Source organism: Scytonema hofmannii PCC 7110 (assembly GCF_000346485.2).
Taxonomy (GTDB): Bacteria; Cyanobacteriota; Cyanobacteriia; order Cyanobacteriales; family Nostocaceae; genus Scytonema; species Scytonema hofmannii.
On sequence record NZ_KQ976354.1, the window covers coordinates 5,394,002 to 5,416,232 of the forward strand.

24 protein-coding genes and 1 pseudogene are annotated in these 22,231 nt (G+C 40.7%); 7 read left to right on the plus strand and 18 right to left on the minus strand.

Going from position 1 to position 22,231, the window contains the following annotated elements:
* The first annotated feature begins 101 nt into the window (after positions 1 to 101).
* Entirely contained in the window at positions 102 to 269 is a 168-nt protein-coding gene (locus WA1_RS57175) for a DUF5678 domain-containing protein (protein ID WP_017744458.1), read from the plus strand.
* A 166-nt stretch (positions 270 to 435) separates the two neighbouring features.
* Here the strand turns inward: WA1_RS57175 and WA1_RS22355 are convergent, their stop codons facing one another.
* On the minus strand, positions 436 to 1,728 hold the full coding sequence (locus tag WA1_RS22355; RefSeq protein ID WP_017744457.1) for an amino acid permease: 1,293 nt from the start codon (positions 1,726 to 1,728) through the stop codon (positions 436 to 438).
* A 264-nt stretch (positions 1,729 to 1,992) separates the two neighbouring features.
* Between WA1_RS22355 and WA1_RS22360 the strand changes: the two genes are divergently transcribed.
* Both WA1_RS22360 and WA1_RS22365 read left to right on the plus strand, forming a co-directional pair.
* Positions 1,993 to 2,199, plus strand: coding sequence for a hypothetical protein (locus WA1_RS22360; protein WP_017744456.1), 207 nt, complete (start codon positions 1,993 to 1,995; stop codon positions 2,197 to 2,199).
* Positions 2,200 to 2,221: 22 nt separating this feature from the next.
* Positions 2,222 to 2,746, plus strand: coding sequence for a hypothetical protein (locus tag WA1_RS22365; protein WP_017744455.1), 525 nt, complete (start codon positions 2,222 to 2,224; stop codon positions 2,744 to 2,746).
* A gap of 164 nt (positions 2,747 to 2,910) precedes the next feature.
* On the opposite strand, the gene WA1_RS58745 is transcribed toward WA1_RS22365, so the two are convergent.
* The 17 genes from WA1_RS58745 to WA1_RS22445 form a co-directional block, all read right to left on the minus strand.
* On the minus strand, positions 2,911 to 3,222 hold the full coding sequence (locus WA1_RS58745) for a hypothetical protein (RefSeq protein WP_017744454.1): 312 nt from the start codon (positions 3,220 to 3,222) through the stop codon (positions 2,911 to 2,913).
* A 179-nt stretch (positions 3,223 to 3,401) separates the two neighbouring features.
* Complete coding sequence (locus WA1_RS22375; RefSeq protein ID WP_017744453.1) at positions 3,402 to 3,674, minus strand: hypothetical protein; 273 nt, start codon at positions 3,672 to 3,674, stop codon at positions 3,402 to 3,404.
* A 176-nt stretch (positions 3,675 to 3,850) separates the two neighbouring features.
* Positions 3,851 to 4,081 (minus strand): DUF4351 domain-containing protein, encoded by a 231-nt coding sequence (locus WA1_RS22380; RefSeq protein ID WP_017744452.1) that lies wholly within the window; start codon positions 4,079 to 4,081, stop codon positions 3,851 to 3,853.
* Positions 4,082 to 4,304: 223 nt separating this feature from the next.
* Entirely contained in the window at positions 4,305 to 5,129 is an 825-nt protein-coding gene (locus WA1_RS22385; RefSeq protein ID WP_017744451.1) for a DUF4351 domain-containing protein, read from the minus strand.
* Between the two features lie 20 nt (positions 5,130 to 5,149).
* Positions 5,150 to 5,380 carry a DUF6079 family protein gene (locus tag WA1_RS22390; protein WP_026134770.1) on the minus strand — a complete coding sequence of 77 codons (231 nt, stop codon included), beginning with the start codon at positions 5,378 to 5,380 and terminating at the stop codon, positions 5,150 to 5,152.
* Between the two features lie 4 nt (positions 5,381 to 5,384).
* Positions 5,385 to 6,080 carry a DUF6079 domain-containing protein gene (locus tag WA1_RS22395; RefSeq protein WP_026134769.1) on the minus strand — a complete coding sequence of 232 codons (696 nt, stop codon included), beginning with the start codon at positions 6,078 to 6,080 and terminating at the stop codon, positions 5,385 to 5,387.
* Positions 6,077 to 7,138, minus strand: coding sequence for a glycosyltransferase family 2 protein (locus WA1_RS22400; protein WP_017744450.1), 1,062 nt, complete (start codon positions 7,136 to 7,138; stop codon positions 6,077 to 6,079). Before WA1_RS22400 ends, WA1_RS22395 begins: the two co-directional genes overlap by 4 nt.
* Positions 7,139 to 7,245: 107 nt before the next feature.
* Entirely contained in the window at positions 7,246 to 8,535 is a 1,290-nt protein-coding gene (locus WA1_RS22405; protein ID WP_017744449.1) for a colanic acid biosynthesis glycosyltransferase WcaL, read from the minus strand.
* 30 nt (positions 8,536 to 8,565) lie between these two features.
* Positions 8,566 to 9,672 carry a histidine phosphatase family protein gene (locus WA1_RS22410; RefSeq protein WP_017744448.1) on the minus strand — a complete coding sequence of 369 codons (1,107 nt, stop codon included), beginning with the start codon at positions 9,670 to 9,672 and terminating at the stop codon, positions 8,566 to 8,568.
* Positions 9,656 to 11,515 (minus strand): ABC transporter ATP-binding protein, encoded by a 1,860-nt coding sequence (locus WA1_RS22415; protein WP_017744447.1) that lies wholly within the window; start codon positions 11,513 to 11,515, stop codon positions 9,656 to 9,658. The genes WA1_RS22410 and WA1_RS22415 overlap by 17 nt, the downstream gene beginning before the upstream one ends.
* A 172-nt stretch (positions 11,516 to 11,687) precedes the next feature.
* Positions 11,688 to 12,887 carry a glycosyltransferase family protein gene (locus tag WA1_RS22420; RefSeq protein WP_017744446.1) on the minus strand — a complete coding sequence of 400 codons (1,200 nt, stop codon included), beginning with the start codon at positions 12,885 to 12,887 and terminating at the stop codon, positions 11,688 to 11,690.
* A 78-nt stretch (positions 12,888 to 12,965) separates the two neighbouring features.
* Complete coding sequence (locus WA1_RS22425) at positions 12,966 to 14,186, minus strand: glycosyltransferase family protein (protein WP_017744445.1); 1,221 nt, start codon at positions 14,184 to 14,186, stop codon at positions 12,966 to 12,968.
* Positions 14,187 to 14,254: 68 nt separating this feature from the next.
* On the minus strand, positions 14,255 to 14,431 hold the full coding sequence (locus tag WA1_RS57180) for a hypothetical protein (RefSeq protein ID WP_017744444.1): 177 nt from the start codon (positions 14,429 to 14,431) through the stop codon (positions 14,255 to 14,257).
* A 280-nt stretch (positions 14,432 to 14,711) separates the two neighbouring features.
* Entirely contained in the window at positions 14,712 to 15,068 is a 357-nt protein-coding gene (locus WA1_RS22430; protein WP_017744443.1) for a response regulator transcription factor, read from the minus strand.
* A 68-nt stretch (positions 15,069 to 15,136) separates the two neighbouring features.
* Positions 15,137 to 15,802: a response regulator transcription factor gene (locus WA1_RS22435; protein WP_017744442.1), complete on the minus strand. Its 666-nt coding sequence runs from the start codon at positions 15,800 to 15,802 to the stop codon at positions 15,137 to 15,139.
* Positions 15,803 to 16,002: 200 nt separating this feature from the next.
* Positions 16,003 to 17,562: a sensor histidine kinase gene (locus WA1_RS22440; protein ID WP_033335498.1), complete on the minus strand. Its 1,560-nt coding sequence runs from the start codon at positions 17,560 to 17,562 to the stop codon at positions 16,003 to 16,005.
* 257 nt (positions 17,563 to 17,819) lie between these two features.
* A complete protein-coding gene (locus WA1_RS22445; RefSeq protein WP_017744440.1) occupies positions 17,820 to 18,611 on the minus strand; it encodes a creatininase family protein in 792 nt (263 codons plus the stop codon).
* Positions 18,612 to 18,667: 56 nt separating this feature from the next.
* On the opposite strand from WA1_RS22445, the gene WA1_RS22450 reads away from it, so the two are divergent.
* The 4 genes and pseudogenes from WA1_RS22450 to WA1_RS22465 all read left to right on the plus strand — a co-directional run.
* Positions 18,668 to 19,378, plus strand: coding sequence for an ROK family protein (locus WA1_RS22450; RefSeq protein ID WP_017744439.1), 711 nt, complete (start codon positions 18,668 to 18,670; stop codon positions 19,376 to 19,378).
* A gap of 1 nt (position 19,379) precedes the next feature.
* Positions 19,380 to 20,213, plus strand: a complete 834-nt coding sequence (locus WA1_RS22455) for a CHAT domain-containing protein (protein WP_066612968.1) — start codon at positions 19,380 to 19,382, stop codon at positions 20,211 to 20,213.
* Positions 20,214 to 20,537: 324 nt separating this feature from the next.
* On the plus strand, positions 20,538 to 21,551 hold the full coding sequence (locus WA1_RS22460) for a DUF4351 domain-containing protein (RefSeq protein ID WP_066612970.1): 1,014 nt from the start codon (positions 20,538 to 20,540) through the stop codon (positions 21,549 to 21,551).
* A gap of 469 nt (positions 21,552 to 22,020) precedes the next feature.
* Positions 22,021 to 22,231: pseudogene (locus WA1_RS22465) on the plus strand (hypothetical protein); the annotation flags it as partial.

The following is a 22,231-nucleotide window of genomic DNA, read 5'->3' on the forward strand; positions in this document are numbered from 1 at the left end:
CTGAAAAGAAATTTGTAGTATTTGTATAGGAGCGCTGCGCTCGCGAAGCGCAAGCTGTACCCAGCTTATCGCTCCTATTGTTTTTATATATGGCAAAACTTATGAATACTACACCCTCTAAAGATGAAAACCAGGAAATGCTGAAGTGGCTGAACCGCAGTCGCGAACAATTAAAAGAGTATGCCCATCAGTACATTGCCTATAATAGCAACGGTATAATTGCTCACGGTAGCGACTTACATCAACCATCATTATGTAGGTTGGGTTGAGGAACGAAACCCAACATTGAATCGAATGGTTAGGATTTCTTGCTCAATCCAACCCACATTGTCTTAATTTTTTCAATTGGAGGTATAATACATAAAAAGTTATGTAACCGCAGATGAACGCAGACGAACGCGGATAAATGTGTACCTCACTCAAGTTGGTTGCTACTCATGTACCCATTATCACAACTAAAGCAACGCCAATCATTACAATCAGCGTTATCTTACCACCAGGAACAAGGGGTTGAACATTACTGTGTAAGTCTTCCTCCTGTTCTTGACGTTGCTTCCAACTCATCAATGCAGGGAGAATTCCTCCTAAAACTGAAATACTAAAGGTTCCGGCATAATCTAAAGCTGCGAGAAAGATATTGGGATTCAGTGCTGATAAACTCATAGGAGGCACAAGAATCAGGGAGTAAAGTGGCAAACGTTTAGAAGATCCTTGCGGTGTTGATGGGAAAATATCTTTGAAAAAGTCTAACAAGCCGTAAACAAACCCAATAAATGATGTCACGAGCGCAAACTCAGAAAAAATGGAAACTAAGATTCCCAGCGAGTATCCAGCACTCCCCGATTGTAGAATGTGCAGTGGGTCAAAAGTTTTACCACTCGCTGTAACTTGAATTGCATCTACATTGATACTTCCCAAAATCACTGCATTCCAAGCCAAGAACATTATAAGGGGAATAGCAGAACCAACAACGATAGACTGACGAATTTTTCGAGCATCTCCTTCAAGCTGGGTGACAATTGTAGGAATCACGTTATGGTAGAACAGCGCTACAAACATGACGGAGACAGCGGGGGGTAGTGCTTTCCAGTCCTGAAAGAAAAATGATGATATATTAATATGCGTTACTCCAAGAAACAGCAATCCCACAAATGAAGTCAGAACGATCGCAACAAAAGCGCTGTTTAATTTCTCAATAAACTTTTCTCTGCCAAGATACAAAATGCCACCAAAAAGAAGAGTAAAAGTTGTTGTTCCTATCCAAGTTGGTAAAACGTGATGTAGCCCCAAAAGTTTTTCTGTAGCCGATACTAAAATATCTCCCCCTTGAGAAACATAAGCAACAAGTAAGGCATAGTGTAAGAACAAATATGCTCCACCTGCAATTCTTGCTGCTAATGAACCTAGCGTCCTCTCCACCATTACCAACAGCCCTAAACTCGGACGCCCTACACGACGCATCGCATTCAAAGCCACTTCTGCAATTAAAAGCCCTGAAACCAAAGCATAAAGCCAAACACCGATGAGTAGAACTGTAGATGGTACGACTCCAGATGGCAATGTCACTGCAGGTAGGGCTAGAATACCAGCCCCAATCGTGGTTCCAGCAATCAGCGCTGTACTTCCCAAAACGCTACCTTGTTGATGGGTCAGTTTATTTTCGTAGAGTTCTAAGTTGGAAAACAACCGAGTGACATCTAGGCTGTTGGGATTCAGTACCGTTTTCATGGGGTTTTGCTGAGATACACGCTTTTCAACAATATGTTAACTTGTGTAACCTCTTTTAGCAAAATATCTCCTGTGGCTAAGTTTTATGTGCTGTGCAATTCAGCTTTAGCCTTTTTAGAAACGATTTCGGATTGCTATGTATAGCGTTTCCCAGTCTGCTAAGGTACAAATTCATCTGCGTCCGTCTGCTACAGGCTGCGGTTAATTATTTTTTCTGTACCTCACGGAAGTGGGAATTGCTATAATAGAATCCTTATTTACATAATGAGAGATGAGTTGAGTAAGAAAAAAGATATTCAGCAAGTAAATGCTGTTGCTAGAGAATTCAATATGACGGAAGAAGAGAGAAGAGAATTCGGAGATTTTTTGGAAGAAGAGAAAGCATCTGGTCGTGGTGGTACAAAAAATGAATGTGGAGATTTTACCTATGAAGAATTGAGACGAAAAGCTCGTGAATTTTTAGGAAGATAAAAACTGAGTTAAAGATAGAATTATGACAACAAATTTAATTAAGAATATAACTAGACCAAGCGATTTAGAACCCCTTACCCAGATAGTAAGTGGATTAATTGGAGAAACATGCTGGAAAGCAAGCTTAAGTTATGGAGATGAATTGACTCTTCATATTGGAGAAAGAATTCCTTATTCACAAAAATCGATGATAGGAAAGGAAAAAGGAGCATGGATACTGGGTACGCAAGCAACTCAATGGCAAGTTGATTCTCCAAGTGAAGCGATTGTTACATCTGAAGATGACTCTGAAATCATCAAACAGCGACTTGATACCATCGAAAACAATGCGATCGCGGCTGTAGAAATTAACTACCAAAACCTTGGTCTTAGTATAACTTTTAACAATAAATATAAATTAATTGTGCTTCCAAATAATGAAGATGATGAAGAGGATATTGACTTACCATATTGGGAAATTTTTACTCCTTATCAGATGGTTCTTAAAGTTGGATCTGGCTCAAAATGGTCTTATACTAGTTCTAACAGCATATCTTTAGCTTTATGAAGATTTTTAGAAGTTAAGTTCTGGAAGTTACAGGATTTGCGATAAGCCGGGTACGGCTTGCGCCAAGGGCTATAAGCTGGGTACAGCTTGCGCTTCGCTATCGCAGTTGCTAGTATGATTTTAAAGTTAGTAATTAAGAATTAATGTTGAAGTAGTACGGTAAATTAACGCCTGAGCATGACCATATTTTCATCAAGTCCTTGGCGAAATAATTCTAACCTTTTATGACCTTCTAAATCTCTCATGTTGAGCGGACTAACAGTAAATGGAAACAATGCAGGTGTTTGACTAATTCTACCTAGGGCTTGTATCTCTGAATGACTGGCGATTAAAGCTGCTTCTATCAACCATGCGGCTAACGCTTTGTTGTCTATGAATTGAACTTTTGCAGGTTGATAAATACCTTTTTCTGTTGTGTCTTCCAGGACACCCCAATCAACACAGCATCGTAGAACTCGTCTTATGGTTTTACCCAATCCTACTTCGTCAGCTAGGAGGTAGCGAATGCTGCTGTTGGAAACTGCTTTGGATAATGCTTTGATTTGATGGGGTAAGGGGATGAGTGAGGATTCAATTGGGGCTAGGAGTACGTCTTGAGTGAGTGCATCAGCAATACGGGCTGCTGTGGCTATGTATGCAATGCTTGCAGGAGTGGTTACAATACGGTTCGGTTAACAGTAATGGCGACCAGAGAAACCCGGTATCTTTGAGATACCGGGTTTCTGAGGTGCGTGCTTATCCGAACCGTATTGGGAGTGGTTAAACCTGCTGCTGAAAGTGGTTTTAGTTGTTCGGCGCGGACGCGCACAACTGTATCTTGGGTGGGTAGCCAGATACGGTGGAATGTATTTCCCCACAGGTTCTGGGTTTCGATTATTTTACAGATTTGGCGATGTTCTTCGCTCCAGAACCAAGTACTCACTTTCATTGTGTTATTTGCTGTGCTAGTCCCATTTTACTGAGATTTGAGCAAGAGTAATACCATTTCACGAATTGAAGTTCAAGATTAAGTAGTAACTGCTTTCCTTCCATTATTTTAGTTCTTTTATTATGACAATATATATTGGATGTTTCGTTCTTGATATTAAGTAGAATAAACTATTTCTATTCTTTTTGTTGTTGATTCAACCAAGTCACTAAATCACCTACTTCCGAGAAATCAACGAAAGCTTCTACTAAATCCTCTAATTGCCGAGTGGATAATTCCTGTACTTGTTCCATCAATGATGAATCAAGTTGGCTAAAACGCCTATTAAGTAGACGCATAATTATTAAAATTGCTTCTTGTTTTCTTGCCTTTTCAAGGATATCTTGATAAATCACTGATTCTTGCATAGTCTTCTCTCCTACAAACTGCTTAATTAACTGCTCTAAAAACTTGAATTCAGCTAAAAAATCCAGAGATGTAGGTTGAATTGAGCGATCGCAAAATACAACAAAGTCTCAAAAATTTGAGTTTTTATTCCTCAACCCAACCTACGCGATTTGGAATTTTTACCTTATCTGAGCGATATTGGCAACAATTTGCAAAGGATAGAAAAAGTAGAACAAACGAGTGCTACTCTCTTTGTTGTTGATTCAACCAAGTCACTAAATCCCCCACTTCCGAGAAATCAACGAAAGCTTCTGCTAGATCCTCTAATTGCTTAATGGATAATCCCTGTACTTGTTCCACCAATGATGAATCCAGTTGACTAAAACGCCGATTAAGCTGACGCATGATTAATAAAATTGCTTCTTGTTTTCTTTCCTTGGCTGCAATATCTTGATAAATCACTGATTCTCGCATCATATCCTCCGATAAAAATTGACGAATTACATCCTTAGTAAACCGCAAGCCAGCTAAGACCTCCAGACAACCTGCAACATTTTGTCGTTCCTCTCTATCTGAAATTCTATCTACGTTTTCTGCAACTCGCGCCAACAACCCTTGAGGTGAATCTGTCCGCGTTAAAGGTGCTAGGGGTAGCAATCCTGGGTTAGTGAGAAATAATGCTGAATCTTGTTCCCATAGGCGAATGACTCGATAACGGTGAACTGTTGTCTCATCTCGATATTCCTCTGTAAAAACGAGTTCATTATCTTCTTCCTGTAAAAAGACGATGACTTGTATCACTGGACACCGATATTGTCGCTTTAATCGCACTGAGTAATCGAGCATTCTGAACGGAAGCGGTGGATTGGATGACGTTAAAGTTTGAAATTCAATGTGCAAAATTTGGTTTGCTGTTTGCAGGAAAGTCACAGAATCGGCACGAATTGGTTCTAAACTCAATTCAGTTTTCAGTACGCCGATCTCCCTCGGCTCAATTGCTAGCAGCCAACGGACAAATTCTGCTGGGTATTGTTCGGCTAAATATTTACAAACGTTATCGTAACTCATTTGTTGTTTGGTACTTTTTGTTACTCTACAACAATCCGAACCTTACCTGGATCTTTACCCTTTGCTAGATCGCTGAGATAATCATCAAACCGTTTTTTCATCTCTTGGACGGTACAAGGCGAACCCCCATTTAGTAACACCTTCTGCAAATCTTGTGTCTTAACAACTACCTTGACTAACCCAGAAAGAACTTCTTGAATATCATGAATAAACTCATTTGTCAATGGATTTGGCAGAACTTGCGATCGCAAAAACTCAACCTTGAGTGACCAACTGCGCCATACCTGGTGCTAGTCCCAACAGTTCAAACAGTGCTTTGAGTGCTGGTAAATTCCAATCTTTTGGTTGCTCAATGTGCTTGAAATTAACCAGTTCTTCAACAGAAGTTGTCACCAAACTATCCAAACTATTGGCATCAAATTTTTTCCCAGGAATAGCCAAGGCACTATCCCCGTTGTAAACTAAAGCTGCTGCCAGCACAACTACCCATTCCGGTTCTAATCTATACTGACTGGGAGCCATGTACTCAACTCCCGAAATATCTTGAATGACTTCCGCACGATTGAGAACTTGACCGGAACCTTTTTGCTTCAGTAAGGACAAAATGTAGTTCGCATATTTAGAGCGATGGACATCTAACTTGTCTCCATCCAATAATTCCAAACCATCAAGTACTGCGATCGCTTGTTTTGTCTTCGTTGTTCCCTTAAGAAAACGCAATGCATCTTGTGCAGCCCGGATTTTGTTTTCCCTTGTAATTAACAAGGAAAAAGTTGGATATTCTGGTGCTCGATCTCCAAAATGAGCAGCTAAACAGCTAGAACTTACCACATTCACTACAAAATAAGGACGGGCAAGATGCCCATCCCACAAAAGATTGATAGATTTGTGAGGTAAGACGTTTTGCCCGTCCTTTAAGACAACGCAAGATATGAAATCACCAAATCTCAAACCTTAGATAATTCTGGAGTTAAAACTTTCTGACTTTGTATTGGAGTGAGCTGTAACTTTCTTTGAGGTAAGAGTTGAGCATAGCGGTTTGTCAAATAGCGGTTAAGCCTCGTATCCAAGAAACTGAGAACTTTTTTCAAAGGCTTGTTCTCAAACCCAAAGCTCAAGCGACGAGTTAAAGGTTTGATAATCGTCCCTCTGCGCCTCCATCCCAACTGTTTGTACTTGGTTTTGAAGTACCCGTCGTCTTCAACTAAATTCCACTTTTCCTGAATGCGTTGAAAGCTTTCCAATGTCCACGCATCACTCCAACGCAGCATATAAAAATGTATATCTGTCCACTCTAGTGGAGGACCGGGTACATAAGTGACAATACTATCAGGCTCAAAATAAACTTTTCCTCCTGCTTGAGCTACGGTTAGACAGAAATCAAGATGCTCTTTGGTGCAGAGCATTGCTTCGTCTAAAAAACCAATACGCTCAAATATCTCTGTGCGAACTAGTACGCAGTGAAACTCTGCTAACTCTGTTTGAGTTCGCTGAAGTTGGGGATGTACATCTCTTACCATCTGCTTTTGCTTGTACATCTTTTCACGCAGATGTCGTCTCCCTTTGATGTCGGTAATAATGCGACACTCTCCACCTGCAAAGTGAACCATTTCGTGTACTGGTTCTTTTTCGCACATTAAAGGACCAACGACTGTAGCCCCTGTTTCTTCAGCACAATTCACTAGGGCTTGCAGCCAACCCGGCGACACTATAATGTCGTTATCAGCAAATACTAAGTATTTGGTGTTGACTTGGCTCAAACCAATGTTTCGAGCATGATTGGGTGAAAGGTAGTAATCTGTCCGAATAATTTGGAATTGCTTTTCTTGTGCTTGGGTTTCAAGATAAGACCGAACTTTAGCGGGTGAATTCCCATCAACATAAATTAACTTGAAGGGAATGTCTGTATGTTGGTAAATACTTTCTAGCGATTCTTGAGTACAGCTAAAACGTTCGCGGGGGACAACGACGATGGTGACTAGGGGTTGTTCTGTGGTTGATGGTTTCATAAATTACGATTTTAGATTTTGGATTTTGGATTTTGGATTGAAAAAGCTTTACCTAAGCTTAGTTGCAACTAACTATCTGTTAGATTTTTGGTATCAGGGTAGATTTTTTAAACATGGGTTAGAGTGAAGGGTTGCTTTAATAAAGATTGCTTGATTGATTCTGCATGGAGTAGTTGTTGATAGATTTCAACTAATTCATTGTTCAGTTTGTTCATGTCATATTTTTCTTGGACTCGCGCCCGACCAGCACGACCCATTTGTTCCCAAATTTCTGGATGTGAAATAAGATGGCTTAATTTCTCGGCTATGGCGTTGGTGTCTCTCTCTGGAACGAGAAATCCGGAAATTCCATCTTGTACTAATTCGGGAATTCCACCGTGAAAAGTACTAATCACGGGTAATCCCATTGCCATTGCTTCTTTTAAAGTGTTAACGGGTGCATCCTGGTTTCCATCTGCTGCAGTGATGCTGGGAGCTATAAAAATATGGGAGTTGTCGAGAATCTCAATAATTTCTTGCTGCTGTTTCCAACCTAAGAGTTTGACAATGTGGCTGATATTGAGTTCTGCAATTAACTTCTGAAAATCTTCTTTTAAAGGTCCATCACCGATAATATTGTACTCTATGTTTTGGTGATGGCAAGCTAGTTTGGCAATGGCACGAATAGCATACTCTATCCCTTTTTTTTCTACTAGGCGACCTGTTGTTGCTATTCGTACTCTTTTATCGCTTGGTAAATAGCGTGGGGTGAAGGCAAATTTACTACAATCAATTCCCGAACCGTGGACAACTATTTTTTGGGGCTTGCAACCTAGGACGATCGCACGATTGCGGAAAAATTCACAGTTGGCGAGGAAAAAGTCTCCTTCTTGGAAGAGTTGTTCGTAAACGAGATCGCCTTGTTCTTGAACATAGCTACTAATATCTATTCCACGAAATGTTGTTACCAATTTGCCTTGAAGTAGACCCGTTTCCCGAAACACCAAACCCATAGGTCCTAAGGTGCCAAACTGACAGTGAATTATATCGTAGGTTCTGTCTTTTAATAGCGGTATTGCTCTATAAAACCACTTTAATGATGTCACTTGCTGACCGTATTTAAATAAGTTCAGCAATTGCAAGCAGGACAAAGAACCTTTATCCAAATTTGCTAACAATAATCCAATGGCTTTGAGAACACGCCATAAATAATTATCTGGTCTAGTAGGGGGGTAATAAGTGCGTTCTAACAGGTGATATTCTTCTATAACAGGATGTACTTTAGAAAGATTTGCAGGAGGACCGTTGAGAGCATGGATGTGAACTTCGTGTCCGCGATCTATGAGACCGGTGATTTGGTTTAAAATGAAGGCTTCTGATAAAACAGGAAACCGCCAAACTAAAAATGCAATTTTCATTTGATGAATCCAAACTGGAACGAATTAGAGTTAGAAGGGAGCAGGAATATAACTTTTGTTGTCCAGCAACTTGAAAAGTAAATCTTTGTCAGTGACCGAAACATTCATGGCTTGAAGTATGGGAACGCCCTGAGGTTCGGGATAATAGAGAATACTAATGGTCTCTGGATAGAGTTGCAATCGCCAAAGTTGCTCTGGATTGAGGCTCAGTGCTTGATTGATAAAGTCTTTGATGATGCGATCGCCACCTAAAACAAGCCCAGTTGATAACTGCTCGGAATTTGCTCTAACGGATACTATTGCTTGATATTCGTGAATATCTGCATTCAGTCTAAAATCGATACCTATCTTTTCCAACATCTGAACGCTCTGCTGAATCTGCTTTTCAGAAGTTGATTGTGATGACAAAAGTATTAGGCGCAAACCTTGATTGCTTTCTTGGAGATTGGGTAAACTTTCCTCTAAGTTGGAGGTACTATTAACTCCCATCAATTGACCTGACTCTAAAGAACCATCAGGAAATTCCAATATACTGATACCACAATTAGACTGCTCAATGCAATGATAGTGTTCGGGAGTTACACCAATTGCAGTATGAATTAAGGCGCGGTTAGTACCTCCGTGAGCAACAACCAACAAAGTCTGACCCCTGTGGCGGGGTAACACCTCCTGCCAAAATTGTCGCACTCGTTTGTACAGATCTAAAGCCGGGTAAAAATACGAAGGAGGGGAATGGGGAAGTTCCATACAGAATTCATGAGGGTGTTGTTTCCAAGTGCGGTATTCATTCGCAAATTTTTCGCGCACGTATTGGAATGCCAAGCCTTGCCAAATTGGTAGATCGGTTTCTTTCAACAGGGTAGTTATATGGATTGTATTTGGGTCAACAGTGGGAGACATAGCCTCCAATATTTCCCCAGCTGTTTGCTGCGCTCGTTTTAAAGGACTGCAATAAATGGCATCAAACGCTAACCCCTTCAAGTAAGCCCCAGTCTTGCTAGCAGCACTGCACCCTTTCTCTGTCAGAATTGATTCATCACTACAGCCTTGATAAAGACCAAGAGCATTGTAAGTACTTTGTCCGTGACGAACGAGAACTACGCGAGTTCCTTGGTGTTGCTCAGGCTTCAAGGGCATAAGTCCCTCCTTTACGGAAACTGCCATTGTTGGTAATATTTTGCAATCTATACAAACTTGCATATCGATCGCCCAACTTCATGAGTTCGCTATGAGTGCCGTACTCTAAAAGACTTCCACTCTCAACATAGAGAATCAAATCTGCGTGTTTTACTGCTCTAAGATTGTGAGAGATCAAAAACGTTGTCCGTTCTTGAGTCAATCTCTCCAATGCCTTACTGACCGCACGTTCGCTAGCATTATCCAACCCTGTTGTTGGTTCATCAAGGATAACTATTGGCGCTTGACGGATAGCAGCACGTGCGATCGCAATCCGTTGCCTCTGCCCTCCTGATAGAGTCGCCCCCCGTTCACCCAATATTGTGTCATAACCTTGGGGCAAATTTATAATAAAATCGTGAGCATTAGCCAGACGAGCAGCTTTTTCTATCTCTTGATGAGTTGCTTCTAATTTTCCGTAAGCAATATTTTCCCGCACGCTGACAGCAAACAAAATACTTTCTTGCATCACAGTACTCACTTGCTGTCGAAGAGAGTCCAAAGTGTACTCGCGTATATCCTGTCCGTCAATTAAAATTCGACCTTCCACAGGATCGTAAAGGCGAAGAATCAAGCTAAGGAGAGTTGATTTACCGCTTCCTGATGGACCAACAACCGCTACTTGTTGACCTGATTGCACGACAAAGTTAATATTTTTCAGGATAATTCTATTTGGCGTGTAAGCAAAAGTCACATTCTCAAACCGCACTGTTCCAAAAAAAGGATGAGCTTTTGTTGCACCGGGCAAATCTCTCACACTTGGTTCATAGTCCAACAGTTCCACAACTCGCTCGCCAGAAGCAGTCGCTTTAGCAATTTGTCCCACTTGGTTGGAGAGTTTTCGCATTGGTTCAAACGCATTTTTGAGGTAAGTCATAAAGACTAGCAACTCACCAGGAGTCAGTGACTTTTGTAAAACTGCGTGCGAACCTTTCCATAAAACCACAGCAATGATAATTGCCATTAATACCTGTACTGTCCGTTCGAGTGCTGCTGACAATCTTAAAGATTCAGTCACTTCATCTAAACTTTTTCTGTTTTGCTTTGAAAAGATGCCTTCTAGCAAGCTGTGAAGCGAAAGTACCTGCACCACCTTGATAGCACCAATTGTTTCACCCGTTGTTGAAGCCAAAATACCTTCAGAATTGCGATGCTTGCCGGCAAATTTGCGGATGCGGCTAACGATCTGACCTGTCAATACAAGAAACAAGGGAAAAATAGTGAATGCCACAAGTGCTAGTTCCCAATTCAGCCAGAACATCACTGTCAACATACCAATAAGTGTGACAATATTCGTCACTAAAGGTAAGACAGCTTTGACAATAACAATCCGCATCTTTTCAATATCAGTTGTTACGCGAGTTATTAAGTCACCGCTTTTGAATTTTTGGTGAAAAGACAGAGAAAGACGTTGCAAATGACTAAAAAGATCGCCGCGTACTTCTGACAAGATCTGAACAATAGCTAAAGACATACCATAAGTACTCAAGTAAGCTGCTATGCTAGACAATCCGGAGATAAAAACTACGGACAAGGCTAACAATGAAAGCAGTACTAATGGTGGAAGACCAGTGTCGATGAGAATACCTGAAGAGTTGTTATGGGTAGATACAAGAATGTGGTCAAAAATGTACTTTAAAGGCCAAGGTTCTAATAAGCGGAATCCAGTTTCAAGTAGTAATGCAAAGAAAGAAGCCCCAATCAGCATTTTCCGCTTCTGAGCATACGGCGATAACTTATACCATACTCGCCGAATTCCTGGTAAAACGACTTTCAATTCTTTTTCATTAGAGTGACGATCCATTCACTGTTTCTCCGTGTTTTTGTAATAAATATGCGGTAGAACATCCCTCTAAAGCATAGCTACAGTAATACCAAAAACCCGGTAACTTTATCGTTGAGCATAGGAGATATCAAGCTTTGCAAGGGAGAGGAACCGGGTTTTTTGCTCCTTTTTTAACTGCTGTATTGATGCGTTATGCAGCATAAGTTACATTCACTCTGCTCTCGATATATTCTTTAAGAAAAGTGCTACTTTTCTGAGCACCTTCTAGGTCAAAAATAAGAGAAGTATTCTTAACTGGTTCTTTATCAAGACAAGCAATAATTCTTTGAGCAAGATAAGCAGGTTCTAAATTGTTGGGATGAATAACTTCTACAATTCCCAGTTGCTCTAGCTTTCTAGTTCTGACCAACTGCTCCATATCTTGGTCGTAATGTCCTATAGGAACTACAATAGCACGAACACCAGTTCTGAGAATATTCATGGTCGTGTTGTATCCAGTCAAGCTGATAGAAAGGTCAGCCCTTTCCATATAGTTCAGTAATTGAGGCGTATATCTTTGGAGGTTAACATTGCCTCTATTCAATGCTGCTTCTTCTAGCTTGACAAATTCTTCATCAGGCATAAAAGGTCCGGTAAATATCTGAATCTGATGGGGAATTTGATTTTCTAAAATTTTGCTAGCATCTATTACTGACTCTAACAATTCATATCCCAATCTTCCGCCACCGACACTCACTAGGATAAGCGGCGATTTTTTATCTATCTTTGCGAAAGAACTATCAAATGGGGTGACATTTTCCAATGAAGATTGTGATACAAATCCAGTGTATTCAATTTGACATTTGAGGTCTTGATATCTAGGAAAACTAGCTTCAAATGTGAGGAAATGGGGGTCAGAGTGAAACAAAATCAAATCAAAATACTGGTTTATCAGTTGACAGATAATGTCTGCTTCATCAGAAAGAGTTTCCCTACCGATAACATCTCTAAGACTACAGACAATCTTTGTATTAGGTAACTTGGTGTCTACGTATTCTAACAGAGGAAGCAACTCAAAGAATAGCTTGTGCCTGCCAAAAGGGAAAAACTCTGTAATTAAACAATCAGGCTGAATGCGATCGCATACATCTATCAATTGATTTTTTCTAATGTCTTTAACCTCTTCAACACTTTGAGCACCATCCGTTACTTGAAATTTTCCGTCCTCCAACCAAAGAGCCGGAAGATTTATCACTTCCACACCAGCAGGAATTTTAAACCCTTCCACATGAGGCCCACCATTGATAAAATAGACTTTAAAGTCCTTGATTAAGCTCCGCACTATTTCCATACTGCGAACAAGATGTCCCATGCCTGTTAGATACTGACAGTAAAACAGAATTTTTTTCATGAATATCTCCTTTCAGTGACCAGTGACCAGCGATCGGTGACCAGTGACCAGTGACCAGTGACCGATGGCTACGAACAACTAACAACTAACAACTAACAATTTCTCTAAATTTACTTCCTTCACCCTTGGACGTAGAAGCATAGAAATATAGTGAGTAATGCGAGGCAAAGCATTCATATCTAAGTCAAAAGCAGGAGTTAAATGCTGCTGATTTAGCTGATTCAAAACTTCTGTCATCAAAACTTGTGGGTTGAGATTGTCCGGATGAAGAGTTTTAACTAAACCCAAGTCAGCCAATCGTTCTGCACGTATTATCTGTTCCCGAGATGGCTTAATCCGGGGTACAATGACAGCAGATTTTTTTAGAGACAGGATTTCACAAATAGTATTGTAGCCACTCATTGATACGATCGCATCTGCTGCACCAATGTAGCTTATCAAATCATCTGTAAATTCCTTAATTTGAACTTGTGGATACTTTTTTGCCATCTGGTATAGCTCTCTTTTTTCCTCTTCTGGCATCTCCGGACCACAAATCACTAAACTTTTCACGTTGTGTTGTGCTGGCATCAAATCTAACCCAGAAAGATAAGTCTTAACCAAGTAATAGCCATCTTCTCCTCCACCAGGAGTTACTAAAACCAGTTTTTCTTGAGGTAGCACTTGTAAGTTTTGTCTTATCCAAGTCCGGCTTGTCAGTCCGGGTTGACGGCGAATGTAACCACAATAACGTACTTTATGAGCTACCCCGAGCGGAAATTGATATTCTTCAACAGCGTTAAAAACTTTTGGTGTTCCTACCACTAGGACAAGATCGTAAAACTCCTCAATTGCATCATAATAGCTGTTCTTTTGCCAATCTGCGGTAGTCGTTTCCGGGCTATCTAAAATATCTCGCAGCAGCAAGACAAGTTTTGTTTTCGAGAGTGTAGTTTGTAAATATTCTAAAGTTGCTGTCAACTCATTTTTTAGCCCGTAAGGCTTTTTATCTATTAAAAATAAATCTGGTTGGTAATTTGCAACGACTGATAATATTAAATCTGACCGTAACTTTACTGTTTCATCGACATCACAACCCAAATACTTAACTGTTACATTGCCTGTTTTCCCACGATTCAAGCAGGGAAGTTTGATATAGTCAAGCCCTTTTGGTAGCCGAAATCCATGAAGCATGGGTGAACCGGATATCAGCAGAATTGAGAGGTTTTCTATCTCGCTCAGTAGGTATTCGCAAATCGCAACCATTCTGCGAATATTGCCTAAACCGAAAGCATCATGGGAGTAAACTAGCAATTTCATGGTTTGATGTCCTTAAGATATCTTGTTGTGCTTGTTAGTTGTTGATTTTTCAAAAAAACTTTTAACCACTAACTAATAACTAGTGACTCCTTAAAAACTTTTGATAGTAAGAGTTTTAACAATGTGGGTGTGTACATTACCTCTGGAACAGCACCTGAGCAAGCAATACCAACGCGATCGCTCTGTGCAAAACAAGCTCCTGTAAGGAAATTAACGTACTCACTACCAATAACGCAAATATACATAGTGTCACTCCTCAAATTAGTATAAAATGACAACAAAATTCGTTATCCATTTATAAGAGTGACAATGTAGCGTAAGTTGTTTATGAAATTTTTATGAGAGTTCTTTCATACAAAGGGCTGCCTAATAACGGACACACTGCTAAGTATTCATAACACTACATATAGAAATCTTATTTGATTTTTGAAATATACGTAGGTAGGTAGGGCTTTGCCGCACACAAGCTTTATGTGGTGGGCAATGCCCACTACTGAGTTTTTTCTCCTATATTTTATGATTTTCTTAACTCAGTTGAGTACGTATTCTTGCCAACAAATCTTGAAAGCTAAAGGGCTTAGTGATGTAGTCATTTGCACCAGCTTTCAAAACCGCTGTTTTATTTCCCTCATCAACCATGGCTGTTAGAATGATAATTGGTAACTCTTTACCCTTATTTCGCAGTTCTTGCAATACCGTCCAACCATCTTTAACTGGCAGATTCAAATCCAGAAGCATTAAGTCAAAACTACTACTTTGAGCTAGAGATATTGCCTGCTCTCCATCTTCTGCAATGACAGTATTAAAACCATTTTTTTTTAGCCCTTTTTCTACAAAAGCGGCAAGGCGGGCTTCATCTTCTACAATCAAAATTTGATTCATAACTATGCGATCGCAAATGATAAAGAATCCAAATAAAAAACAAGTACCAATTATGACTGATCTATTGGTTAGCGCAGACGGTAACCCATCCCTCTAACTGTCTCAATCAATTCACTACCCAGTTTTTTACGTAAATAGCCAACATAAACATCAACAATATTAGATCCAGGGTCATAGTCGTAACCCCAAACCCGATCTAAAAGTTGTTCTCTACTTAAGACTTGTCCGGGGTGACGGAAAAAAGTCTCTGCTAGTATAAACTCACGGGTTGCCAGTTCGATAATGCGATCGCCCACTTGTGCTTTGCGCGTTTTCAAATCTAAAATTACATCCCCAACTTGAAGAACCGTCTCCTCCGAATTTTGAAGCATTTGACGGTTTCGCAACCTCAATCGCACCCGTGCCAAAAGTTCTTCAAAACGGAAGGGCTTAGTCATGTAGTCATCCGCACCGCCTTCCAAGCCTGCTATTTTGTCACCAATATCATCACGAGCCGTAAGTATAATGATGGGCAATTGTTCGCCCTGTCCCCTAATTTGTTCTAAAATCTCTAAACCATCTTGTCCGGGAAGCCCCAAATCGAGAATCAGCAAATCATAATTATTGCCCAAAACCATTTGCAAAGTTTCTTTAGAATCCGTTGCAATAGAAGGTACAAAACCATTTGCCCTTAGTCCTTTTTCAATAAAGGAGGCAATGCGAGGTTCATCTTCAGCAATAAGAATTTGGGCCATAAACATTGATAAATTATGAATGCTGAACGCTAAATGTTGGATGTTGGACGTTGACTGTTGGCTGTTTACCCCATTAAGAATTATGCAGAACCCAGGTAACTTTTACGAAAAATAGTCCTTTCAGCCATGAATCTTTGCCCGGAAACACGATTTCTTTCATGTGAGTGCGTAAGTTTTGCCCCTGTTAAATGCTGATTTTTTCATAATTCATAAGTTTCTTTTATAGGTAAAACAATTGTAAAAGTCGATCCTTTCCCTGGCTGACTTTGAAGTCTCACTTCACCACAATGAGCTTCGGCAATTGCCTTAACAATGGACAACCCCAAACCTGCTCCTTCAGAACGACGACGACTGTTTGCTGCACGGGCAAAGCGTTCAAAGATGCGTTGCTGGTCGGTTAAAGCAATTCCTTCCCCTGTATCTCGAACCCAAAAATGAATTTGGTTTCTTCTGATAGCTGAGCCGATAGCTATGATATCAGCTTCTTTTGTAAATTGCACGGCATTTTGTGCCAGATTCATAACTGCCTGAGTTATGCGCTGACGGTCTGCGATAATTTGACCAGGAGCGGTTAGATCTAAAATCCAAGTGCGATTTCCCAGAGCTTTTGCCTTAGCAAACAACTCTTCAGTGAGGGATTTTACATCTACCCTTGCAAGCTGTAAAAAATCTGGTCGTTCTGCTCTTGCGAGTAAAATTAGGTCTTCTACAAATCGGCTCATGCGATCCAACTCGTCTAGTACCAGTGTTCGAGTTTCGTGTATATCTTGTGGGTCATTTTCCATTAATTCTAAATGGCCCTGGATGATGGTAATAGGTGTTCGCAATTCATGTCCCGCATCATTGATGAAATTTTGCTGAGTTATGAATGATGCTTGCAGTCTGCCCATCATTTCGTTAAAAGTGGTCGCTAGCTCTGCTATTTCACCCCCTCCCTGAACTGAAATCCGTTTTTGCAAGTCAGATTCACCAATAGAGCGTGTAGTTGCTATCAATAAGCGTAGAGGAGCCAATACTCGTCCAGAGGCGATCCAAGCTAGTACTAGAGCGATCGCCATAACAAAACTACTGACTTGAATGATCACTGTGACAGCTTCTAACACTTCTTGACGTTCACCAGCTGTTGTATGAGCTACCACAAATACCCCAAGAATTTTGCCATTGATTTTGACGGGTTCTGCCATGTAAATAATACTGTCAATGGAGCTATCTGAAACTTGGTATTCGCCTTGTTCTGGTTTAGTCAATTTTGCCCAACGCTGCATTAACTGAGAATTTCTAGCAAGTATTGGTTGTGGTCGTCCTCTTGGGCTAGATTTATAAAATTTTCCGTCCACAAATGCGATTAGGTAAGACTCATCCTCCGTCAGTTGACGAAACAAAAAGGTACTGAAGAAATCTTTGAGTTCCTGTGGGGAGGATGGACTTTTGAGGGACTCCTGACCCAAGTTGTTTACCTGAGAGTCCTCTTCCTCATCATCTTCATTCTCTGCTTCTATTTGTTCATCTGTGGGGTTTCTGTTAATTGTTGTCTCAAATATTTCAATTTTTTCCCTGAGCTCGCCCCGAACTCGTTTGTCTACATGGGCATACAAAAGTAGACGGAAGGTAGGAATAGAAACCACCAAGATAAAAGTTATAATTAATACATACCAGAGAAGGATTTGAGTTCTTGCCTCTCCAAACAACTTTTTCCAACCTTTATGCATATCAAGTTTCGTGGCTGTGCGATCGCTGTGGTTAATTACATTAGAGATCATTTTTCGCCACACTATCATGCTCGTTCTAACTTATACCTGACTTCGTTAACAATTATACCTGATTCGTTAAAAAGATGAAGGATAAAATTTACGATGTTTCATCCTTCATACTTTATCCTTCATCCTTACCTACACGGGAGGAATCCTTGCCACAATTCCTTTCTTCAGAGGTTTTGGTCTTTCTGCCCAAGGTAACAAACCTCACTGGTCACTGGTCACTGGTCACTGGTCACTGGTCACTGGTCACTGGTCACTGGTCACTGTTTAAACGCAAAGATATCTTGAATGACTTGTACCCAACCATCAGATACAGATTCAAGAATGCGATCGCCCTTATCTTTTGTTGCGACTGTGGGGTCACCAATCGTCCCACTTTTACTCAAATCCCTTGTTGTCCAAGCAAAGGATAACTTACCTTCAATGCTTAACAAACTGCCTTCCGGCTGTTCTGGAGGATATTCTACAACCGCAGCATCCATTTTAACTTGTTCGGGTAAAATTGCCAGCATAATACTCGTTTCAGCATCTCCTGCATGAATTCCTAATTTTCTCTCTTTAGGAGTGAGTAAGTCTCCAGTCATATGGGGAACTCGCCAGGTGAACAGTGGAAACACGAAAAAATCGCTGTATTTAACGTGTAAATCCCGTGCTACAATATCCATTACCTGGGGTTGACCTCCGTGAGAGTTCATCAACACCAATTTTCTAAACCCAGCACGGTAGACACTTTCTCCCACTTCTGTTAAAGTTTTCAGTAAAGTTTCAGCACTTAGGGTAATTGTACCGGGGAAATGCCAATGCTCGTTTGATTTCCCGTAGTAAAGATTTGGCAGGGCATATGCGGGGATGTTGGTGTCGAGTTTTTCCAAAGCTTTTCCTAAAACCGCTACACCAATTGCCGCATCAACAATAAGTGGTAAATGGGGACCGTGTTGTTCTATTGCTCCTACTGGTTGGATTAAGACAACATTTTCCTTGTTTGGCATCGCTTGAACATCCGTCCAAGTCAAGTATGGAAAAAAGCGTGATGGAGGAATGAATCCGTGCATATTTCTTACTACAATCTCTGAGAAAATTAATACATAAAAGGTGGCGAGAAAAAACAATGGTTCTAAAAGATGGAGCTATCCGTACCTTATCGGTTGATATTGGTGGTAGCGGCGTTAAGGTAATGGTTCTGGATATTAAAGGCAATCCCTTAACGGAAAGGGCGCGAACAGAAACACCCCAACCTGCTACACCAGAGACTGTGATTAATGTGATCGCAGGGTTAGCGGCGACTCAAGGAGAATATCATCGCGTTTCGGTAGGTTTTCCCGGTGTTGTGCGCGGTGGTATCATAGGAACAGCAGTGAATTTAACTCCTGAGTGGGTTGGGTTTGATTTGGCAACAGCATTGTCAAAACGTTTACATCAACCCGTGCGTGTCATAAATGATGCGGATATGCAAGGGCTGGGGGCAATTTCTGGGAAAGGTGTGGAATTGGTGGTTACACTGGGTACGGGTTTTGGTTCTGCTTTGTTTGTGAATGGCAAACTGGTGCCGAATTTGGAAATGGGACACCATCCGTTTCGCAAAGCGGAAACTTACGAAGAACAATTGAGACGCGCTACTTTGGAAAAGATTGGTAAGGAAAAATGGAACAGGCGTTTACAAAGAGCGATCGCATCTTTGGAACATCTCTTCAACTACGATTACCTGTATATTGGTGGAGGGGAAGCAAATAAGGTCAGTATTGAGTTGCCACTAAATGTGAAGATAATTCCAAATGTGACTGGGTTATTGGGCGGTATTGCTTTGTGGAAGGATGAGTGATATGGTAACAGAGTATCAAAAGCGTCGATGGTCACAAGAAAAAAATTCTCTCGAAAAACTGCACGAACTTCAAAGTGAGAAAATCGAAAGAATACGAAAGGCTTTGATTGTAGAAACAGATCCATCACGTAAGTTTCAGTACGAACAGCAAATTCAAGAAGAGGAACGGGAACTTCAAGAGTTGAGCGATCGCATAGACGAAATTGAGCAGCAACTGCAACCAGTTTTACCTACCCCAGTCAAGTCGGAAACGCAAAGAAAAAATCAAAAAATATTGATTTTAGCAGCTATTCCGCAACCTGATAATTTACCGTTAGATAAAGAGATTCGGGAAATTAGAGCAGCGATTGAACGAGCGGTAAAACGAGATTTATTTGAAGTGGAGACCAGAACTGCTGTGCGTCCTCAGGATATTCGCAGGGCGATCGCGGAAATACGCCCTCAAATTGTTCATTTTTGCGGTCATGGGACAGAGGATGGGAGTTTGGTGCTAGAGGATGATGGCGGGAACCACAAACTCGTACCAGCAGAAGGGTTGGCTGCATTGTTTAAATTACACGCAGAATATGTAAACTGTGTACTACTCAATGCTTGTTATTCAGAAAAAGCAGCAGGGGCGATTAGTCAGTATATTAACTATACTATTGGCATGAATCAGCCCATTGAAGATCGAGCAGCAATTGTGTTTGCTCAGGGGTTTTATGATGGTTTGGGGTATGAGAGTTTAAAGAGTCAAAGTCTTTTTCAAAGGGCTTTTGATGAGGGTATGGTTGCGGTTCAAATGGACAACGTTGTAGACGGACAAATACCAGTTTTCTTTACAGGAGTGTCCTAAGTCTAGAACCACACCGTACTCTTGTGAATCTTATGGCCTTACCCTCTCCTAGTACTCTGGAGATAAAATAATTGAGGCGAATAGAATTCGCGGCTATATAAACAAAGTCCGCCTTCGCGGACTAACCGGAAAACAAAGTTTCAAATTTTCTTTTGGTCTTTTGTGATTCTTGAGACTCTTGTGATTCTTGAAAAGATTGTAGCTCTTGTGGTATGAGCGTCCCCGCCCGTACTGACCAAAAATGCTTCCTGTGGAAATGCCAGTTAAAATTACAATTTCTGAGAACTTTTTATTAGAATAGATGTTCTGTATAGCAATTGAATTATGACCTCAAAAAGAAAAAGAGCCGATAATGATTCACCGTGGAAAGAAATTTTAGAAGCATACTTTCCCCAAGCCATGCAATTTTTCTTTCCAGAAATAGCAGTATTAATTAACTGGGAACGTCCCCACGAATTTCTAGATAAGGAATTTCAGCAAATCGCACGTGATGCAAAACAAGGTAGGCGATATGTAGATAAATTAGTCAAAGTTTGGCAACTTCAAGGAGAAGAAATGTGGTTGCTGATACACGTAGAAGTCCAAGCCAAATCGGAAGACGACTTTGCACAAAGGATGTTTTCTTACAATTTGCGGATTTTTGACAAATTTGCGCAACCAGCCATCAGTTTGGCGATTTTGTGCGATTCCGACCCCTCATGGCGACCAAACCAATATAGTTACAGCTACCCCAAGACCAAGCTAAACTTTGAATTTGGAATCGTCAAGCTTCTGGATTACCAAAACCGTTGGACAGAATTAGAAGCCAGCGACAACCCATTTGCAACAGTGGTCATGGCACATTTAAAGACACAACAGACAAATAAAAAACCTCGAGAACGGAAAAGTGGGAAATTTAGCTTGATGCGACGATTGTATGACTTAGGATTGAAAGAAAGCGATATTCGTAACTTATATCGATTTATTGATTGGGTTATGATATTACCAAAAGGATTAGAAGCAGAGTTGTGGGAAGAATTTAAGCAATTTGAACAGGAGCGGAGTATGAGTTATATTACCACAGGTGAGCGCATTGGTTATGAACGGGGAAAGGTGGAAGGAAAGGTGGAAGGAAAGCTTGAAGGAAAGCTCGAAGGAAAGCTCGAAGGAAAGCTCGAAGGCGAACAGTTAATTATCTTACGGCTACTACAAAGACGGGTAGGAGAGTTACCACAATCGGTGATAGAAAGCATTGAAACCCTTTCAACAAACCAATTAGAAGCACTTGGCGAAGCTTTGTTAGATTTTACAGCTATTGAGGACTTACTGAACTGGTTGGAAGCCAATCAAACAGCGTAAGGTAAGCTTTTGGAAGGTTCCACTTCATGTAGCAGCAGATTGTCAAGAACTGTGAGAACATGAGAGGAAGCGATCGCAATCCTTTAGATTCAGATGAACATAGCTGACTTATTACCCACTTTGCAAAAGCTGTCTCGCGCAGACAAACTGAATGTGAATCTTATGGCTTTACCTTCTCCTAGTACTCTGGAGATAAAATAATTGAGGCGAATAGAATTCGCGGCTATACAAACAAAGTCCGCCTTCGCGGACTAACCGGAAAACAAAGTTTCAAATTTTCTTTTGGTCTTTTGTGATTCTTGAGACTCTTGTGATTCTTACTCTTGTGATTCTTGAAAAGATTGTAGCTCTTCTGGTATGAGCGTCCCCGCCCGTACTGACCAAAAATGCTTCCTGTGGAAATGCCAGTTAAAATTACAATTTCTGAGAACTTTTTATTAGAATATATGTTCTGTATAGCAATTGAATTATGACCGCCAAACCTGAAAGAGCCGATAATGATTCACCGTGGAAAGAAATTTTAGAAGCATACTTTCCCCAAGCCATGCAATTTTTCTTTCCAGAAATAGCAGTATTAATTAACTGGGAACGTCCCCACGAATTTCTAGATAAGGAATTTCAGCAAATCGCACGTGATGCAAAACAAGGTAGGCGATATGCAGATAAATTAGTCAAAGTCT

Excerpts from the sequence above, each read along its gene's own strand:
- WA1_RS57175 (WP_017744458.1), top strand. The coding sequence starts at position 102 with ATGAATACTACACCCTCTAAAGATGAAAACCAGGAAATGCTGAAGTGG.
- WA1_RS22355 (WP_017744457.1), bottom strand. The coding sequence starts at position 1,728 with ATGAAAACGGTACTGAATCCCAACAGCCTAGATGTCACTCGGTTGTTT.
- WA1_RS22360 (WP_017744456.1), top strand. The coding sequence starts at position 1,993 with ATGAGAGATGAGTTGAGTAAGAAAAAAGATATTCAGCAAGTAAATGCT.
- WA1_RS22365 (WP_017744455.1), top strand. The coding sequence starts at position 2,222 with ATGACAACAAATTTAATTAAGAATATAACTAGACCAAGCGATTTAGAA.
- WA1_RS22375 (WP_017744453.1), bottom strand. The coding sequence starts at position 3,674 with ATGAAAGTGAGTACTTGGTTCTGGAGCGAAGAACATCGCCAAATCTGT.
- WA1_RS22380 (WP_017744452.1), bottom strand. The coding sequence starts at position 4,081 with ATGCAAGAATCAGTGATTTATCAAGATATCCTTGAAAAGGCAAGAAAA.
- WA1_RS22385 (WP_017744451.1), bottom strand. The coding sequence starts at position 5,129 with ATGAGTTACGATAACGTTTGTAAATATTTAGCCGAACAATACCCAGCA.
- WA1_RS22400 (WP_017744450.1), bottom strand. The coding sequence starts at position 7,138 with ATGAAACCATCAACCACAGAACAACCCCTAGTCACCATCGTCGTTGTC.
- WA1_RS22405 (WP_017744449.1), bottom strand. The coding sequence starts at position 8,535 with ATGAAAATTGCATTTTTAGTTTGGCGGTTTCCTGTTTTATCAGAAGCC.
- WA1_RS22410 (WP_017744448.1), bottom strand. The coding sequence starts at position 9,672 with ATGCCCTTGAAGCCTGAGCAACACCAAGGAACTCGCGTAGTTCTCGTT.
- WA1_RS22415 (WP_017744447.1), bottom strand. The coding sequence starts at position 11,515 with ATGGATCGTCACTCTAATGAAAAAGAATTGAAAGTCGTTTTACCAGGA.
- WA1_RS22420 (WP_017744446.1), bottom strand. The coding sequence starts at position 12,887 with ATGAAAAAAATTCTGTTTTACTGTCAGTATCTAACAGGCATGGGACAT.
- WA1_RS22425 (WP_017744445.1), bottom strand. The coding sequence starts at position 14,186 with ATGAAATTGCTAGTTTACTCCCATGATGCTTTCGGTTTAGGCAATATT.
- WA1_RS57180 (WP_017744444.1), bottom strand. The coding sequence starts at position 14,431 with ATGTATATTTGCGTTATTGGTAGTGAGTACGTTAATTTCCTTACAGGA.
- WA1_RS22430 (WP_017744443.1), bottom strand. The coding sequence starts at position 15,068 with ATGAATCAAATTTTGATTGTAGAAGATGAAGCCCGCCTTGCCGCTTTT.
- WA1_RS22435 (WP_017744442.1), bottom strand. The coding sequence starts at position 15,802 with ATGGCCCAAATTCTTATTGCTGAAGATGAACCTCGCATTGCCTCCTTT.
- WA1_RS22440 (WP_033335498.1), bottom strand. The coding sequence starts at position 17,562 with ATGATCTCTAATGTAATTAACCACAGCGATCGCACAGCCACGAAACTT.
- WA1_RS22445 (WP_017744440.1), bottom strand. The coding sequence starts at position 18,611 with ATGCACGGATTCATTCCTCCATCACGCTTTTTTCCATACTTGACTTGG.
- WA1_RS22450 (WP_017744439.1), top strand. The coding sequence starts at position 18,668 with ATGGTTCTAAAAGATGGAGCTATCCGTACCTTATCGGTTGATATTGGT.
- WA1_RS22455 (WP_066612968.1), top strand. The coding sequence starts at position 19,380 with ATGGTAACAGAGTATCAAAAGCGTCGATGGTCACAAGAAAAAAATTCT.
- WA1_RS22460 (WP_066612970.1), top strand. The coding sequence starts at position 20,538 with ATGACCTCAAAAAGAAAAAGAGCCGATAATGATTCACCGTGGAAAGAA.